The 17,824-nt window shown below is 47.6% G+C and carries 16 protein-coding genes; all 16 read left to right on the top strand.

Annotated elements, in window-relative coordinates:
- Positions 1-8 precede the first annotated feature (8 nt).
- Positions 9-671, top strand: coding sequence for a flagellar basal body L-ring protein FlgH (gene flgH / locus JJU14_RS02355; protein ID WP_228610997.1), 663 nt, complete (start codon positions 9-11; stop codon positions 669-671).
- Between the two features lie 9 nt (positions 672-680).
- Complete coding sequence (locus JJU14_RS02350) at positions 681-1,775, top strand: flagellar basal body P-ring protein FlgI (RefSeq protein ID WP_228610996.1); 1,095 nt, start codon at positions 681-683, stop codon at positions 1,773-1,775.
- A 10-nt stretch (positions 1,776-1,785) separates the two neighbouring features.
- Positions 1,786-2,739 (top strand): flagellar assembly peptidoglycan hydrolase FlgJ, encoded by a 954-nt coding sequence (flgJ, locus tag JJU14_RS02345; RefSeq protein ID WP_228610995.1) that lies wholly within the window; start codon positions 1,786-1,788, stop codon positions 2,737-2,739.
- Positions 2,740-2,799: 60 nt separating this feature from the next.
- Positions 2,800-4,818 (top strand): flagellar hook-associated protein FlgK, encoded by a 2,019-nt coding sequence (gene flgK / locus JJU14_RS02340; protein WP_228610994.1) that lies wholly within the window; start codon positions 2,800-2,802, stop codon positions 4,816-4,818.
- A gap of 5 nt (positions 4,819-4,823) precedes the next feature.
- Positions 4,824-6,056, top strand: a complete 1,233-nt coding sequence (flgL, locus tag JJU14_RS02335) for a flagellar hook-associated protein FlgL (RefSeq protein ID WP_228610993.1) — start codon at positions 4,824-4,826, stop codon at positions 6,054-6,056.
- A gap of 178 nt (positions 6,057-6,234) precedes the next feature.
- Positions 6,235-7,062, top strand: coding sequence for a flagellin (locus JJU14_RS02330; protein WP_228610992.1), 828 nt, complete (start codon positions 6,235-6,237; stop codon positions 7,060-7,062).
- 178 nt (positions 7,063-7,240) lie between these two features.
- Positions 7,241-8,068 carry a flagellin gene (locus JJU14_RS02325; RefSeq protein WP_228610991.1) on the top strand — a complete coding sequence of 276 codons (828 nt, stop codon included), beginning with the start codon at positions 7,241-7,243 and terminating at the stop codon, positions 8,066-8,068.
- A gap of 218 nt (positions 8,069-8,286) precedes the next feature.
- Complete coding sequence (locus tag JJU14_RS02320) at positions 8,287-9,117, top strand: flagellin (RefSeq protein ID WP_228610990.1); 831 nt, start codon at positions 8,287-8,289, stop codon at positions 9,115-9,117.
- Positions 9,118-9,507: 390 nt separating this feature from the next.
- Entirely contained in the window at positions 9,508-10,344 is an 837-nt protein-coding gene (locus tag JJU14_RS02315) for a flagellin (RefSeq protein WP_228610989.1), read from the top strand.
- A 70-nt stretch (positions 10,345-10,414) separates the two neighbouring features.
- Positions 10,415-10,810: a flagellar protein FlaG gene (locus JJU14_RS02310; RefSeq protein ID WP_228610988.1), complete on the top strand. Its 396-nt coding sequence runs from the start codon at positions 10,415-10,417 to the stop codon at positions 10,808-10,810.
- 12 nt (positions 10,811-10,822) lie between these two features.
- A complete protein-coding gene (gene fliD / locus JJU14_RS02305) occupies positions 10,823-12,283 on the top strand; it encodes a flagellar filament capping protein FliD (RefSeq protein WP_228610987.1) in 1,461 nt (486 codons plus the stop codon).
- 14 nt (positions 12,284-12,297) lie between these two features.
- A complete protein-coding gene (gene fliS / locus JJU14_RS02300; RefSeq protein WP_228610986.1) occupies positions 12,298-12,735 on the top strand; it encodes a flagellar export chaperone FliS in 438 nt (145 codons plus the stop codon).
- On the top strand, positions 12,735-13,040 hold the full coding sequence (locus tag JJU14_RS02295; protein WP_228610985.1) for a hypothetical protein: 306 nt from the start codon (positions 12,735-12,737) through the stop codon (positions 13,038-13,040). The genes fliS and JJU14_RS02295 overlap by 1 nt, the downstream gene beginning before the upstream one ends.
- 47 nt (positions 13,041-13,087) lie before the next feature.
- Positions 13,088-15,910, top strand: a complete 2,823-nt coding sequence (locus JJU14_RS02290) for a 6-hydroxymethylpterin diphosphokinase MptE-like protein (RefSeq protein WP_228610984.1) — start codon at positions 13,088-13,090, stop codon at positions 15,908-15,910.
- 139 nt (positions 15,911-16,049) lie between these two features.
- Complete coding sequence (locus JJU14_RS02285) at positions 16,050-17,210, top strand: polysaccharide pyruvyl transferase family protein (protein WP_228610983.1); 1,161 nt, start codon at positions 16,050-16,052, stop codon at positions 17,208-17,210.
- On the top strand, positions 17,207-17,824 hold a 618-nt coding region (locus tag JJU14_RS02280; RefSeq protein ID WP_228610982.1), incomplete at its 3' end, for an IspD/TarI family cytidylyltransferase. The genes JJU14_RS02285 and JJU14_RS02280, both read left to right, overlap by 4 nt.

Genomic DNA, 17,824 nt, shown 5'->3' with positions numbered 1-17,824 from the left:
AGGCGGTGATGCGAGTTTTAACTTCGGTTACCTGTGGACTCTTGCTGGCTGGTTGCTCCAGTATGCAGCCGCCCAAGCAGGACGATCCTTTTTATGCGCCGATGCCGCCGGCACCTGCGCCCAGAGCCATTGAGCGTAATGGTTCCTTGTTCCAGGCACGCTATGCCAACAGCATGTACTCGGATAGTCGCGCCCGTCGCGAGGGCGATATTATTACGGTTGTGCTCAGAGAGCGAACTCAGGCGTCAAAAAATGCCCGCACTGAAACCCAACGTGACAGTAGCAACCAAATTGATCCCATCGTTGGCTTAGGGGGGCGCCAGTTGAATACTATTCAGCTAGGTACCAACAGCAGCAATGATTTTAAAGGCGATGCCAAATCGAATCAGAGCAATAGCCTGACCGGGGATATCACGGTCAATGTGATTGAAGTGCAACCTAATGGCAACTTGCTAATTCGCGGTGAGAAATGGCTACAGCTCAATACTGGCAGAGAGTTTATCCGGTTAACGGGCATCATCCGGCAAGAAGATGTAGAGCGCGATAACACCATAGAATCCAATAAAATTGCCAATGCCCGTATTGAATACAGTGGTACCGGTGCATTTCATGGTGGTCAATCTCCAGGTTGGCTTACCCGGTTCTTCTCAGGGCCAGCCTGGCCATTTTGAGGGTAGTGTATGAACTTCTGGCAACGACTAATACTGCTTGGCTTTTTACTGGTGACCAGCACAGTACAGGCTGCCCGGGTGAAAGATGTCGCGGACGTAGAAGGCGTTCGCAGTAACCAACTGGTAGGCTATGGCCTGGTGGTGGGTTTGCCGGGGACCGGTGAGCAGAGCCCCTTTACCGAGCAAAGCTTTCGGGCCATGTTGTCCAACTTCGGCATTAATTTGCCGCCTGGCAGTCGAACACAGATAAAAAACGTGGCCGCTGTGGCGGTGCATGCCGAACTACCTCCTTTTGCCAAGCCAGGTCAGAGCATTGATGTCACGGTTTCTTCGGTTGGCAGTGCCAGCAGTTTGCGTGGCGGAACCTTGCTGCAAACCTTTTTGGTGGGGCTGGATGGCGAAGTCTATGCGGTGGCTCAAGGTAGCCTGATTGTCAGTGGCCTGGGTGCGGAAGGCATGGATGGATCACGTATTCTGGTAAATACGCCAACGGTAGGGCGTATCCCCAATGGTGCGACTGTTGAGCAGGAAGTACCGTCACCTTTTGCTGATGGCGATTACATTACTTTTAATCTGCACCGGCCGGATTTTACCACTTCACGCCGATTGACCGAGACCATCAATGCCTTTATCGGTCCGGATACTGCTTACTCTCTGGATGGCTCCTCTATTCGAGTGCGAGCGCCACGAGATATGAGTCAGCGGGTAGCGTATTTGTCGACTTTAGAGAACCTGACTTTCGAGCCAGCTAGCAACTCCGCACGCATTATTATCAACTCCAGAACCGGCACCATCGTAATTGGAAAAGAAGTACGGCTTTTCCCGGCTGCAGTGACTCATGGCGGCTTAACCGTGACCATTGCTGAAAATCCGAGGGTGATTCAGCCTAACCCCTTTGCTGCTGGTGAAACCATGATAGAAGAAAGCACCATCATCGATGTGAATCCTGAGCGTTCGCGGATGTTTAAGTTCGACCCCGGCGTGACCCTGGATGATCTGGTTCGTACCGTCAATGCGGTGGGGGCAGCGCCAGGCGATCTGATGGCGATTTTAGAAGCGCTCAAAGAAGCCGGTGCCATTCATGGCGAACTGGTGGTGATCTAGGAGTAGAAGCATGGACTCAATTCGCCAACCGCTGTCGTACCATGATATCAACAGCCTGCAGCAAATACGCCAGTCGGCGGGGCAGGATGAAAAGCAAGGCCTGCGTCAGGCAGCAGAGCAGTTTGAAGCCATATTTATGAATATGTTGCTTAAAAGTATGCGTGAAGCCAATGCACACTTTGAAGCTGAAGGCATGATGCACAGCGAAACCACGCGTTTTTACCGCGATATGCACGACAACCAGTTGGCCTCAGATCTGTCGCAAAGTGGTAGTTTGGGATTGGCGGATTTGATTGTGCAGCAGCTTGATCCCACAGCTGCCGTAAGCAGTGCACGTCCGCCTATACCAGGTGACTTACTGATGCCGCAGCCGATACAGCGCCAAAGCCAACAGCAGAGGCCTCGTATTGAGGTCACTGCTGCGCAAGAGCAAGAAGCTCTGTCTGCGAAAGCAGTGAAAAAACCAAGCAGTTGGCAGGTTGCTTCACCGGCAGAGTTTGTAGAACGTTTGTTGCCAGCTGCAAGGGAAGCTGCTTCTGCGCTTGGGCTGGATCCTTTGGCCTTGGTTGCTCAAGCTGCGCTGGAAACCGGTTGGGGCCAGCATATGATCCGCACTGCGAATGGTGAAAACAGTTACAACCTCTTTGGGATCAAAGCCAGCCGCGGTTGGCAGGGTGATACGGCGGTCGTGGATACCTTGGAATACCGCCAGGGTGTAGCGCAAAAAGAAAAAGCGAAGTTTCGAGCCTATGCCTCGCCGGAACAAAGCTTGCAAGACTATGTTCAGTTCATTCGTGGCAGTGCCCGCTATCAAGATGCGGTGAAAGTTGCCTCGGACAGCGTGGCATATTTTCACCAGTTACAGGCAGCAGGTTATGCCACGGATCCAAATTATGCAGAGAAAATTAAGTCGGTATTAAGCAGTCCGACGATTCGGGCCTTTCGCAGTGCAGCTCAAGATTAACGGATACTGGCCGATAACAGCTATGGTTGGTGGTAACAAACACTTTGGTGGAGTCGCAAGATGTCGGATAACTTACTCAGAATAGGGTCTTCAGCCGTCATGGCAAGCAGCACCTTGCTGAATACCACCAGTAACAACATTGCCAATATCAATACCGAAGGGTATGTACGCCAACGTACTGAATTCGAAGCGCAAATCCTGGGGCTAGGCGTTGGCAAAGGCACCACTGAGCGGCTGGTCAATGAATTTACCTTAAAGCAGCTGCGTCGTGATACATCTTCCTATGCATTTTCCAGACAGTACCTGGATGAAGCTAACCGGGTAGATGCACTGTTCTCCAATCCGGCCAACAGTATTGCGACTGGCATGAACCAGTTGTTTGATCAATTCCAAATTGCCAATAACGACCCAACAACGCTTGCGAACCGCCAGCTGATTATAGGCAGCTCAGAGGCGTTGCTGGATCGTTTCAACACCATGTCCACCCTGGTGCTGGATCAAGATTTATTTATCAATCAGCAGCTGGATATTTATGTGGATGAGTCCAATGGCTACATCAAGCAGATTGCTCAACTGAACAAAGAAATTGCCAGCTATGGGACTGGCTCCAGTCGTCCAATTCCTCTTAACTTGCTGGATAAGCGTGACGAAGCCATACGGAAATTGTCCGAAATGGTCGAAATTCGTACTTTGGATGCCAGAAACGGTGAGAAGCTGGTGTTTATGGCAACAGGCCAATCCTTGGTGGTAGAAAACGGTGATTTTTCTTTGCTAGCTGCGCGTGGCAATCCAGATCCTTCCCGCAAAGAGTTACGTTTACAACTCTCAGGCAATACCAACGTCATTCGCGATATCAATGTAAAACAGCTGGGTGGCAAGCTGGGAGCACTGATTGCGTTTCGGGAAGAAATTTTAGACCCAACCCAAAATAAGCTTGGTCAGGTGGCGTTATCCTTGGCCGATGCGCTGAACGAGCAAAACAAGCTGGGTATGAACTTGAATGGTGAGTTGGGCGGTCCGCTGTTCACCTTACCAACCTTCAATGGTTTTCCTTATCAGGGCAACAGTGCAACCTCTAGTTTAACTGGCACGGTTGAAGCCGGGCAGGGCAGTAAAATTCCGCCAAATGATTTGCGTGTAACGATATTATCTGCCACTGAAGTGCAGGTACAGGCGGTCGATTTAAAAGGCAATGTGATTGCTGGCTCTGAGATCGTGGTCAACGTTGCCGGTTTTCCTGCCACTATTACAGCTGATGATGCAGGCGGTGATCTCTATGGTTTTAGTTTTGAAATTAATGGTGCCGTTGGTGATCAGTTTGAATTTAAACCATTAGCTACCGCGGCTCGTCAGGTAGGCCTTGCGACGACAAGGCCAGAAGATATAGCTCTGGCCTCACCCATTCGAATAGATCAAACGCTTGGTAATCTGGGTAATGGTAAAGTCGCTAATTTGGAGGTTACGGATACCACTCCTGCAACTGCGCCCGATTATGGTTTTACGGCGCCAGCTGGTCTTGTGGATGGTCCATGGACCGTGACTTACCTTGGCAGCAACAGTTTTCAGATTGAAGATAATGCGGGTAACGTAATCGCAAACCCCAATTTTGCTTCGGCCAACTATCAAAATCTGTTTGCAGAGGCTGGGCTAGATGTAGGCTTTGACTTTTCGATTAGCGGTATTCCAAGTGCCGGTGATACTTTTACCATTGAGTTCAATAGTGGCGGTTTTAACGATAACCGGAATGGGTTGAAGCTGGCCGGTTTACAAACCGATACCACTACTACTCGGCTCAATGCGTTATCCACCCCTGGTGGTGTCAACAGTGCCAGCTTTAACCAGACGTATGCATCGATGGTGAGTTTAATCGGTGAGCGTACCAACCAGGCGCGTAATAGCGAAGCAGCCAATGATGCTTTGTTGCAACAAAGCAAGCTGTGGTTTGAGTCCTTATCGGGTGTTAGTCTGGATGAAGAGGCTGCCAATTTGGTTCGGTTCCAACAAACCTACCAGGCGGCGACCCGCATTATTTCTACATCACAAACCATTTTTGACACGCTGCTGGCGGCTGTGAGGTAATTCTTATGCGTATGTCCTTTAATATGAAGTTCAATCTGGGTCTGAATGGAGTGCTGAACACCAACGCCAAGATGTCCCGTGCGCAGGAACAACTGACCAAGCAGACCCGTATCTTGACCCCTGCCGATGATCCGGCATCTTCAGCAAAGGTACTCGGCCTGGATCAAAGCCTGGCGCAGACAGAGCAGTATCAAAACAATTCTATTTTACTTAAGAACAATCTTGCATTGCAGGAAACAGTTTTATCCAATATGCGCACTTCCATGGATCGCGCCCGGGTATTGGCGATCGCGTCTGGTAATGGTGCCTATGCAGAGGAAGATTTAAGAGCTGTAGCCGCGGAGCTTCGTAATATTCAGATTGAGCTGCAAGACTTGATGAATACCAAGAATTCTGAGGGTGGCTATATCTTCGCTGGCTACCAGGATAAGAATGTACCCTATGTTTTTAATCCTGTCTCCGGACGCTATGAATTTGAAGGGGATGATGGCCAGAAATCACTGCAGATTTCTCCGACTATAGCTTTACCGGGTAACGATAGCGGCAAATTTGTATTTGATGATGTACCAGCGAGGTTCAAAACCAGTGCTGCCAGTATCGTTGCTGGTGGAGCAACCACTGCATCGATCACTGTTACCAATCAGGATCAATTTGATAGATTTTACCGCTTAAACTACGACAACCTGACTCCGGCGAACAATACGTTCAATGTAGTATTTACCGCACCGGACCAGTATGAAATTCAGCAAAATGGGACCTCTTTGGTGCCGCCGGTCACCGGAACTTACTCTGCAGGCGAACCCATTAATTTTCGAGGTACCCGCATCACGATTGATGGTCCTGCGGTGCCAGGTCAGGTCGACTTTAGTTTGCAGCCGCCAGAGAAAAAGAACATTCTGGACACATTGGAAGAATTCATTGCTCGGCTTGAGAATCCTGACTTATCGGCTTTTCAGCTCAATGAAGGTATCTTGGATGCTATATCCCAAATTTCCAACTCTGCCGATAAAGTAGATAACTTCATGGCCAATGTTGGTGGTCGTATCAATGTGATTGATAGTGTGTTTGAAACCAATGAAGATCTTAAAATCAACAACAAGTCGTACCGGGCTGATTTATCTGAAGTGGATTATGCTGCTGCATTAACAGAAATCACCAAGCAAGAAATTGCTTTGCAGGCGATCTCGGCAACCTTTACCAAGGTATCTGGTGTGTCACTATTCGATTTTCTTCGCTAAATGATTTTTTCGAGATAAACTGCATAAATGTAGGCTAGCTATTTTTTTTTAGCTGAAATCAAAAAAATTCGAAATTTCTCTAAACTTCCTGCCTTAGCTTCCGATAAATAAGTATCTGAGATGATGTTGTGACAGCCTCACAACACAACGATACAGCGAAGCAGGCAGGAGACTTATTATGTCACTTTACGTCAATACCAATACCTCATCACTGAACGCGCAACGTCAGCTGTTTAACTCTGGTAATGCACTGGATGTAGCTTTCAAGCGTCTTTCTTCTGGTTTTCGCATCAACAGTGCAGCTGATGATGCGGCAGGCTTGCAAATCTCTAACCGTCTAACCAGTCAGGTGAATGGCCTTGACCAGGCCGCCCGGAATGCCAACGACGGTATTTCTCTGGCTCAGGTGGCGGAAGGTGCGATGGATGAAATTACCAATTCGTTGCAACGTATCCGGGTGTTGGCTATTCAGGCTCAGAATGGTATCAACAACTCAGCAGACCGTGCAGCTTTGCAAAAAGAGGTTACGCAATTAAAGCTGGAAATTAGCCGGATCGCCCAGACTACGCAGTTTGGTAAGCAGAACTTGCTGACCGGAACCTATTCTGCAGTCTTCCTGGTGGGTGCTAATGCTGGCCAGAACATCAATATCAACTTGTCTCGTGCTGGTGGTGGTTATGGAACTTCAGGGCTTGGTTTATCAAACCTGAGCGTTTCATCAGTTGGTGGCGCTTCCGCTGCACTGGCGGCCCTGGATAGTGCCATTGCCGTTATTGATGGGACTCGCGCTGACCTTGGTGCCATCCAAAACCGTTTCCAAGCGACGATTCGTAACCTGACTAATATCTCAGAGAACGTAGCTGGTGCTCGTAGTCGGATCCGTGACACCGACTTTGCCAAAGAAACTGCTGAACTAACACGCACTCAGATTCTGCAGCAGACCAGCACTACTGTATTGGCTCAGGCAAATCAGCGACCACAGGCAGCTTTAAGTCTGCTGCAGTAAACGAATACTCCTGCTTCAAACCAAAAAAGCCGCAATCGCGGCTTTTTGCGTTTCTAGTTAATTGTAGGTATCAAGCCTTTATTTTTGGTTGCTTTCTAAAGTTTATCTATATTTATCCGATATATAGACTGTATGGATTTAATTTTTCCATGCGATAAACCCAGACAGGAGAACAACCATGTCATTATATGTCAATACCAATACCTCGTCGCTGAATGCTCAGCGACAATTGTTTAACTCGGGCAACTCGCTGGATGTTGCCTTTAAGCGTTTGTCATCCGGCTTCCGGATTAACAGCGCCGCCGATGATGCGGCTGGCCTGCAGATTTCCAACCGGTTAACCAGTCAGGTTAATGGTCTGGATCAGGCGGTCCGTAATGCCAACGACGGTATTTCACTGGCTCAGGTCGCTGAAGGGGCTATGGATGAAATCACCAACTCGCTGCAGCGCATTCGCGTGCTTGCTATCCAGGCACAGAATGGTATCAACAACTCGGCTGATCGTGCTGCGCTACAAAAAGAAGTAACCCAACTGAAGTTGGAAATGAGCCGGATTGCTGAGACCACTCAGTTTGGTAAACAAAACCTGTTGCAAGGAACCTATTCGGCAGTCTTTCTGGTAGGTGCCAATGCAGGCCAAAACATCAGTGTCAATTTATCGCGTGCTGGTGGTGGTTTTGGAACTTCAGGCCTTGGCTTATCAAATCTGAGTGTATCTACGGTTGGGTTAGCATCCGCAGCTTTAGCTTCAATCGACAGTGCGATTGCCATTATTGATGGCACCCGGGCCGATTTGGGTGCGTTGCAAAACCGTTTCCAGGCAACCATTCGGAACCTGAGCAATATCTCTGAAAATGTTTCCGGTGCGCGTAGCCGGATCCGTGATACCGATTTTGCTAAGGAAACTGCAGAGCTGACACGCACGCAGATCTTGCAACAGACCAGTACCACTGTGTTGGCGCAGGCCAACCAGCGGCCACAGGCTGCCCTGAGTTTGCTGCAGTAATTCAGCCTCAGTGACAGCGGAGTACTCACGCTTTGGTGAGGACTTTGCCAGACAATAGGGTTGTTCGCCTTGGTCTCTGCATGATCAGATAATTCTATCTGGTTCATGCAGAGCGCCATGTGAGCATACAACCTATTGACCGTGCAGGCATTGAAGCGGCGGCGTCTGTTTGACGCCATGCCGTGGCCTGTTTGGTAGCTTGTCAGAAGGAAGTCAGTATGGCTTTAATGGTAAATACCAACCAGTCGTCATTGGCATCTCAACGTTTGCTGAGCAATGCGACAGCAGGTTTGAGTTCAACCTTTGAGAAACTGAGTTCGGGGTATCGGATTAACAGGGCAGCAGATGATGCGGCTGGCCTGGTGATCAGTGGTACCTTGACTAACCAGGTTCTTGCTTTGAATCAAGCTGTGCGCAATGCAAATGATGCTATTTCGTTGGTGCAGGTGACTGATAGTGCGATGGATGAAATCGCAACCAATCTCCAGCGTATGCGGGTTTTAGCTATTCAAGCTGAGAATGGTTTGAACACTGAGGTCGATTTGAATGCATTGCAGCAAGAGTTTGATCAAATGCGTCAGAGTATCGATTCAATTGCAACCAACTCCGAGTTTGCTGGGATCCCTTTGCTGGATGGGACGGCAGGGGAGCTGACATTTTTGATAGGCGCTGAAGCCGGGCAAAAAAAGGTAATCGTCCTTGATCAGGATTATCGGGTGAGCCCGGCTGGCCTGGATTTAGGTGAAGTGGACTTGCGAGAGGATGATACTGAAAGCATTTTGACTTCTATAGATGATGCTTTGTTACAAATCGATAGTGCTCGGACCGACTATGGTGCCATCCAGAATGCTCTGCAATCGACCATAAAAAACCTGAGTAATGTTAGTGAGAATGTCTCTGCATCACGCGGTCGTATCAAAGATACCGATTATGCGAAAGAAACCACAGAGCTGACTCGGACTCAAATTATCCAGCAGAGTAGTATCAGTGTGCTGGCACAGGCGAATCAACGACCTCAAGCTGCGTTGCTGGTGCTTGACTCAGGATAAACCCGTTTTAACGAGCAAGACAAGAGAGGCCACTTTTAGCCCCGGTTAAATTGCAGTTTTGCCGGATAGAACAAAGGCCGAAAGGCAGGAAATATACTCCGGAGTGACTCTTAAATTGCCTTACTCTGCTCATCAGCCACCGTTTAGGTGGCTTTTTTTATTTTAAATTTTTTCGCAAAAACAGTAACTTAATTTTTTTTCGTCGAATTCATAAAAAAAAGAGAAATTTTCCCTAAAGTTCTCATGAGCCAAGCCGAAACACTGGTTAAGCCGAGTTGCAGCTTGGCTCCGTTGACGGTCCGTCGGTAAATACCGATACCCGTAGTGCAAAAACAAAGTAGAAGGCATAACGGTTTTGCAGAACCCGTGCTGGATACTAAGGAGTGACTCATGTCTTTATTTGTCAATACCAATACCTCGTCGCTGAATGCTCAGCGTCAATTATTTAATTCTGGTAATGCTCTGGACGTCGCTTTTAAGCGTTTGTCTTCGGGCTTCCGGATCAACAGTGCAGCCGACGATGCAGCCGGTTTGCAAATATCTAACCGTTTAACCAGCCAAATTAATGGTTTGGATCAGGCGGTACGTAATGCCAATGACGGTATTTCTGTTGCTCAGGTTGCTGAAGGTGCCCTGGAAGAAATTACCAACTCATTGCAGCGGATCCGGGTGCTGGCGATTCAGGCTCAGAACGGCATCAACAACTCATCTGACCGGGCAGCACTGCAAAAAGAAGTCACGCAGTTGAAGCTGGAAATGAGTCGTATTGCGGCCAATACTCAGTTCGGTAAGCAAAATATTCTGAATGGTAAGTACTCTGCAGTGTTCCTGGTGGGCGCTAATGCAGGCCAAACCATCAGTATTAACCTGTCAGGTGTCAGTAATGATGGCAAAAGCTTTGGTACTTCAGGCCTTGGTCTGGCAAAACTTAGCATCTCTTCAGTCGGTGGTGCTTCAGCAGCATTGGCATCGATTGACAGTGCATTGACACGGATTGATGGTGTACGTGCTGACTTGGGTGCCTTGCAAAACCGTTTCCAAGCTACGATTCGTAACTTGACCAACATTTCTGAGAACGTTTCTGGTGCTCGTAGCCGGATCCGTGACACAGATTTTGCGAGAGAAACTGCTGAGTTGACTCGGGCACAGATTTTGCAGCAAACCAGTACTACTGTGTTGGCACAGGCAAATCAGCGGCCGCAGGCGGCTCTGTCATTGTTGGGCTAAACTTAATTGATACGGTCGGCGAAAACTCGCTTTAAAGTTTTCGCCGTTCGGGTCGATAAGGAGTTAAGCAATGAGTAGTGTGAATGCAACAAGTGCGGCTGTTATGGTCACTCCGTTACCGCAAGGTTCGGAAGCCGCACCAAGCAGCTCTTCCGCTACCTTGCCCAATAACAGCAAGGCGGCGTCAGAGCCCATGCAGGCTGCGGCTGCCGAGCCGGTTGATAAGCAACAGCTGCAAAATGCAGTGGATGTTATCAACCAGGCGGTCGAACTGGATCAACGTGGATTGAGCTTTACCATTGATGATCTTTCTGGTCGCTCCATCATCAAAGTCAGGGATCTGGCAACGGATGAGTTAATACGGCAAATACCGTCAGAAGAAATTCTGAAAGTAGCGCAGGATATTAAACGACTCCAGGAGGAGATGGGGCAATCGATTGGCCTGTTAATCGATAAAAGAGTGTAGGAGTATTCAACAATGTCTGGTGTAAACTTTTTAGGGTCAGCCTCTGGCTTACCACTTAATGACTTGGTGATGTCCTTTGTCAACGTTGAGCGTCAGACAAAAATGGGCCGCATCGAGGACACCAGAAAACAACTGGATGCTTCTTTATCCGGATTTGGTCGGCTTAAGTCGGCCTTATCCGGCCTACGTCAAGCCAGTCGTGACATTGGCGGGACTAAGCTGAATCAACGCCAGGCTTTGATTAATCAGCCTGAAGACAAAACTTATTTTCGTGCTGAAACCAATTTCAGTGCAGCGCCAGGTCGGTTTGAGGTGAACGTCAATCAGTTGGCTGGTGGCAGTCGGCTCGAGTCTGCTGATGGTGACTTTAATTCTGCAAACGATGTTGTATCCACCACTGCTGGTCAGCTAACTTTTAGTGCTGATGGTAAAAATTTTACCATCAACGTGACCGCTGGCATGACACTCGACCAGTTACGCTTACGTATCAACCAGAACAAAAACAACTTTGGTGTCGATGTCAATTTAATCAATGCTGGTGATGGCCTCGGTACCAAAATGGTATTTACTTCAAAGGTTACCGGGGATGGGAATGACCTGGTTATTAGCAATAATAACGCAGAGCTTGATAAATTATCGACCGTAGCCACTGGCCCTGATCCTGCGGGTCTTGAATACAGTCGCAATGCCCGCAACGCCATTATTGAAGTCGATGGTATTACCGCAACCAGCAAAACCAACACCTTTAAAAACGTTATTCAGGACACCACTATTTTTGCCGAGGAGCTGACTGAGCCGGGCAATCCTATTCGTTTGGAAATTGCCACCGACAAAGAGGCGGCGGAAGAAAAAATCAATACCTTTATTGAACGCTACAATGCGGTGGTGACTTTGATTGGTGAGTTAACCAAAGCCCGAAAACTATCGACCGATGGCAAAACAGTAGAGGCTGAGGGCGGATCCTTGTCTGGTGATCCCTTACCGCGTACGCTGATGTCGCAACTTAGAAACTTAGTTAGCTTAAAGCTTGATGTTGAAGACAGCAACGTTTCCACTCTGTATCAGATGGGGATAGGCTTTACCAATGATGGAAAGTTATCTATCAGCAGCAATCGTGAATTTGGTGGTGAGTCTGGCCGTCAGCGCTTTGAGCGCACGCTTGACCAAAATTACGATGATATGGCCCGTTTTTTTGGTGCAGACGATGGCTTGGTTGATAAATTAGACAAGTACATTACTGAATTCAGTCAAGCTGGTGGCATTATTGCGACCAAAGAATCGGTATTACGTGATCAACTCTCTCAGAATACCAAGGCAAGTGAAGCGGCTGAACGGTACCTGGCAAGTTTTGAAGATACCTTGCGCAAACGTTATGGTGCGCTCGATAGCCTGCTTGGCTCGATGCAAAATACCGCCAACTTTGTAACAGCCCAATTAGCCAACCTGCCAGGGTTTGGTGTGAATAAATCCTAATAATCGAGGTTCCTATGAGTTATGGCATTAAAGCGTACAAATCCGTTGGGGTAAAAGATGATTTGGCCGTGGCTGATCCACACCGTGTGATTCAGTTATTGATGCAAGGTGCCCTGGAGAATATGGCCAAAGCAAAAGGTAGTATGGAGCGGAAAGATTATGCCGGTAAATCGGCGGCGGTTTCCAAAGCCATGACAATTATTTCCGCTTTGCAAGGCTCATTGGATATGGAAGCCGGTGGTGAGATTTCTGATAATCTCTGGGCTTTGTACGATTTTATGGTCAATCATTTGATGCTGGCCAGCCGCAGCAACAGCCCAAGCAAAGTAGATGAAGTGATGGAATTAATGCTATCCATTAAAGGTGCTTGGGATCAAATTCCTGTCAGTGAGCGGGAAAAAGGTTACCAAATGCAAGTTGCCCGTCAAAGCCAAAGCGCCTCAGGTTTTTAATGCCATCTTTTAACGACTGGAAAAATCAGGTGACCTCGGCTCAGCAACAGCTGAGCCAGTTGATGCAGGATACAACCGATCTCTCCAAAGCCCAGCTGCAATTTCAGCAGTATCAGCAGTTGCTTCATTCTGGCGTGAAATTTGCTGAAGACTCTGAGTCTTATGGTCTTTTCCTTCGCGAGCAGCTAGACTGGTTGCAACAACAAATTGTCCTGTTTGAAGCTGAAAAAGTGACGGCAGCAGCGGAGTTGTTGCAACTCGAACGCCGAAAAAAAGCGAAGTCAGGCTACGATCAGAATACCTGAACTGACAGATCCACACCGGCTGTCCGTTCTGAACTGCCGGAACATCTATGCTCAAATACATTAATTACCAGTTGCACGAGGATGCTGAGCGCCAGGCTCAGGTCGAGCAGCAAGCCGCTGCAAAGATTAACTCAATCTTTACTGCAAATATGGCTGCTTTCCAACAATTTATCCCGTCAGTTGTCGACATCGTGCAGCAACACAGCATTCAGCAATACTCGGTATTCAGCACCAAAGATGCCATGCTCAATATTGTCGACTTTGCTACAGGACGAGTTGTTTATGGCTCTGATCCAATCCAAGAGGTGGCAGAAGAGGTCGCTAACTTTGTAACGAATGCGCCTTATGTCGATTTATACCATTCTGATGCTGGAGCAGCTGACTGGCCAGCAGAGCCGTTGCCAGCACAAATTAATACCCTGGTTGTGTTTGGTATGGGGTTTGGTTACCAACTCAATGAGCTACTGCAGCAGGTTCGGCTACGTTACCTTATTGTTTATGAGCCTTCAGTCGATATGCTGTTTTGTTCACTGCAAGCGAATGACTGGCTGGCTTTATTCGAAACAGCTGCTGCATTAAATACCCAAATTTTTCTTCAGCTAGGAAATGATGGCAGCTCGCTTACCACGGATTTAGCAGAACTTTGTCAGGCAACGGAGCAAGATAGAGTGTACCTGTATCGTCATTACTTTCATCCAGTGATGGATAAAGTCATTGATTACGCCATGACACATCAGGGCGAGTCCAGTAAATTGCTGGCGGAGAGTGCTCATATAGGGCGTTATGAACATTTGTATGATTTTGTCAGTGAACGCAATCCGGGCGTGTTAGGTACATGTCAGCCTCAGTCGTTTTCCAATGACGAGCGTTACCAACGGAATATGGGAGCACTCAAAAAGTTCTACCCAAAGGTGCATCAGGCCATTCAAAAACATCAGGCTGAGCATTGGCAACTAGTGGCCGAGCACGGGCAACCAAACCTATATCACACAAAGCGTAAAGCGTTGTTTTATCGTGATCTCGAGCAAGATTCTGAGTCACTGGTTGATTATTTTGTTCATCATCCCTACAAGGATGATGTGATTCTGGGCCAGCGCATTACCCGAAAACTTAAGCATTACCTGCATTTTCGATACATGCAGCAGGTGCAACCGATCTTATCGAAAACCTTGCAAAAAAACAGTCAACTGGCAGAGCATATCGACTCTTTGATTGTATTTGGTGTGGCTCTTGGTAAGCATCTGGAACAACTGACCGAGCAGCATCGTATCAAACACTTGTACATTTGCGAGCCTAACCTGGATTTCTTTGCCGCCAGCTTGCATGTCACCGACTGGGCCGGCATTTTTGAGCGGGCAGATGAAGAAAAGCGACGGATTTATCTGAATTTAGGCGGCGATGGCAGTCGCTATTTCTACGACTTGATGATGCAATTTTATCAGGTGGGAGCCTATTCCATCGCCAACACCTACATGCTGAGTTCGTATTACAATGAGGGCATGCAAAAAGCGATTTATGATTTGCGTGCCGAGCTCAAAGTGGTGCTGGCAATAGGGGAGTACTTTGATCATGCTCGCTATGGCTTGGCGCATACCTACTTTAGCCTGAAAAATGGTCACCGTTTTTTTAAGAAAGACAGAAAGCAGCTGACACAACACGATTTTTTGACGTTGCCCGTGTTTGTGGTGGGCAATGGCCCTAGCCTTGACAGCACCTTTGAGCACCTGAAAGCCTATCAGGACCAGGCCATTATTATCAGTTGTGGCACGGCGTTAAAAGCGCTGCACAGCCATGGCATACAGCCGGATTTTCATGCTGAGATTGAACAAAATCGCGCAACCTTTGACTGGGTCAGTCAAGTCAAGGACCCGGAATACCTCAAAGGCATTCGCTTACTCAGCATTAATGGCATTCACCCGGATACGGCAGCACTGTTTGCCGATACTTATCTCTGCTTAAAAGAAGGGGAAACCTCCACCATCGTATTTGAACGGGCGCTTACGAACGAAGGGATCCGGATTGAATCTTTAAGCTATGCGTACCCAACAGTGACTAATTTGGTGGTGAATACGTTGCTGAAACTAGGTGCTCGTCTGCTGTATTTATTTGGTGTGGACTTGGGCTATGTGGATGTGAATTACCACCATTCCAAGTCTTCGGCTTACTATAAGCATGACGGCGCTCAAATCTATGACTATCAGCGAGTTCATGGCGGAGGTCTTGCTACCCGAGGGAATTTCCGAGCTCAGGTGTTCACCAAAACCGAGTTCGATGTATCGCGCAAATTGCTGGAGCAGGCCATCAAGGCACAAAAAGGCCGGGTTGAGGTTTACAATTGCAGTGACGGTGCCCGTATTGATGGTGCAGTGCCACTTCAGCCAGAAAATATTTTATTGCCTGCAAATTTGGCTGATAAAACCACCAGTATCGAGAGCTTCTTTGCCGAGGCCTGCTACCCAACCTTAACCGGGTTAGCCGATACCGTCCAACAGAGCTTTGATGCAGCTGCTTTTGTCACGAAAGTTAACGCTTGGCTGGAGTTGTTGGAGCCTGAGATTACCAGTACCACAGAGGCTTTGGGCATGATTGATGCTCAGTGGCTATTTTTACGTGAATGCGGAAAAGAGCCCAACAATCTGCTGTACCTAATGATGCTTGGCAGCACCAACTACATTTCGGCAGTGCTCACCAAGCTGGCGGTCAGTATTGACGCGGATCCGGCAGAATATGGTAAAGCTTTTGCTGAAGTACTCGCTATCTGGAAGGCTTACTTGCAAGAGGCTGCCGATTCATATCAGAGTGAGCCACTGCAAATGGACGGTGTCTCAGTGAGTTATTTAATGAATAAACACCAGAGTACTCCGGTTTGAGGTTGCTCATGAACCCTGAAGTGCTGCAGTACAAATTAAGTGGTGGAGTGAAGTTTCCCACTATCAATATCAATGGAAACCTACAAAGGCCCATTGGTCCAGCTGTTCAATACGACGCTTTCGTTATGGGTAGCCGAAGATGACAAGAAAAATATGCTTTGCCGGACTGGTGTCGGAAACCAATCTTGGTGATGTGGTCATTTTAAAAACAGCAGAATCCCTTTACAAAAAAGCTTTGTCAGAGGGGGCCGATGTTGATTTTTCAAGATTGGATATTAAAGCTCAGAGCAGGAGAGCTGGAGCTTTTTATAACCTCAAGATTGCTATCATGGACTTTTTCCGGCTGAACACCCGGAGTACAAAAATAAACAAGTTGATCAATGACTCAAAGCTGGAGTATCGCAAACATCTCAATGATATTGATTTAATCGTTGTGGTTGGTGGTGGCTTAATCAAATATAAGTATCAGCGGTTTTTTATCTATTTAGTGGCATTGATTGAGGTGGCGGAAGCTCTAAGTATCCCCATTGTATTTAACTCGGTGGGTGTGGAAGGCTATGACAGTCATGATTTTCGTTGCCAAATGTTAAAAAAGGCTTTGAATAAACCAATCGTAAAAAGTATCACCACACGTGATGATATCGAGTTATTGCAGAATGCTTACATGCTTTCAGAGAACCGAGCTCGAACTGCGAAAACCTCTGATCCGGCAGTGTATGCCGATGAAGTTTATCGGGTGGCTAAGCACACTTCAAAAACCATTGGGATTGGCTTGATCCGCGGAGGTATATTCCGTGATAACAATAAAGATATTTCAGCGGATGAGCTGACTGAGTTTTATTGCCAGTTGATTATTGAGATAGAGCAATTAGCCTTGCCGTACCAGCTTTTCACCAATGGACTGGCCGCTGACATTGAGCTTATTGCTGGCATTGAGGCCAGGCTAGGCCGCAAGCAATTGGATGTTGTGGTGCCTCAAACCGATAGGCAGCTGGTCGAGATGATTGCTAAATTTTCTGTGGTGATTGCTGCCAGATTGCATGCAAATATCATCGCTTATGCACTCAATGTTCCTTCGGTTGGGCTGGTATGGAACGACAAACTAAAAATGTTTGGTCAAGATATTGGGTATCCTGACAGGTTTGTGCAACCCGAGCAGATCACGGCAAAACAGGTTGTGGCTATGGCAATGGATGCTCGCGATAAAGGTTATGTTCAAAGTTCATGGTCTGAGTACAAAGGTTCTGTTAAACAACATATTGGAAAGATCACCAGCCAGTTTATTGCGGGGGATTTATGAACGGAGCTAAGAAAAATATCGCCGTCATTTTTTCGGGTGGGGTTGGTACTCGTATGAGCTCAAAAGCCAAGCCGAAACAGTTTCTTGAACTACATGGCAAGCCCATCATTGTTTACACCCTTGAAATTTTTCAAAGCCACCCTGAGATTGATGGCATTGTGATCGCGATGGTCGCGGACTGGATAGCCTATACCAAGCAGTTGATTGAGCGCTACCAGCTGACCAAGGTGGTGGATGTTGTTCCAGGCGGAGCCACTGGGCAACTTTCTATCTTTCATGGTTTGCAATGCGTGGAGCAGAACTTTCCAAAGGAGTCTACGGTACTTATACATGATGGTGTTCGTCCTCTGATAAACCACCAAATTATTACCGCGAACATTCAACAAGTTGCTGTGAGTGGCAATGCGATAACGACATCGCCAACTATTGAAACCTTTGTTGTTGTGAATGATGAGATGGTGGTGCAGGATGTGCCTTTGCGCAAACATTCCCGTTTAGCAAAGGCACCACAAAGTTTTTGTTTGCAGGATATTACTAAGGTACATCTGCAAGCACAGCAAGATGGCATCACCGATGCTATCGACTCCTGTACCTTGATGCATCAATACGGTCAT

The organism is Alkalimonas sp. (genome assembly GCF_020831925.1).
Taxonomy (GTDB): domain Bacteria; phylum Pseudomonadota; class Gammaproteobacteria; order Enterobacterales; family Alteromonadaceae; genus Alkalimonas.
This window is presented reverse-complemented; position numbering and strand designations above follow the sequence as displayed.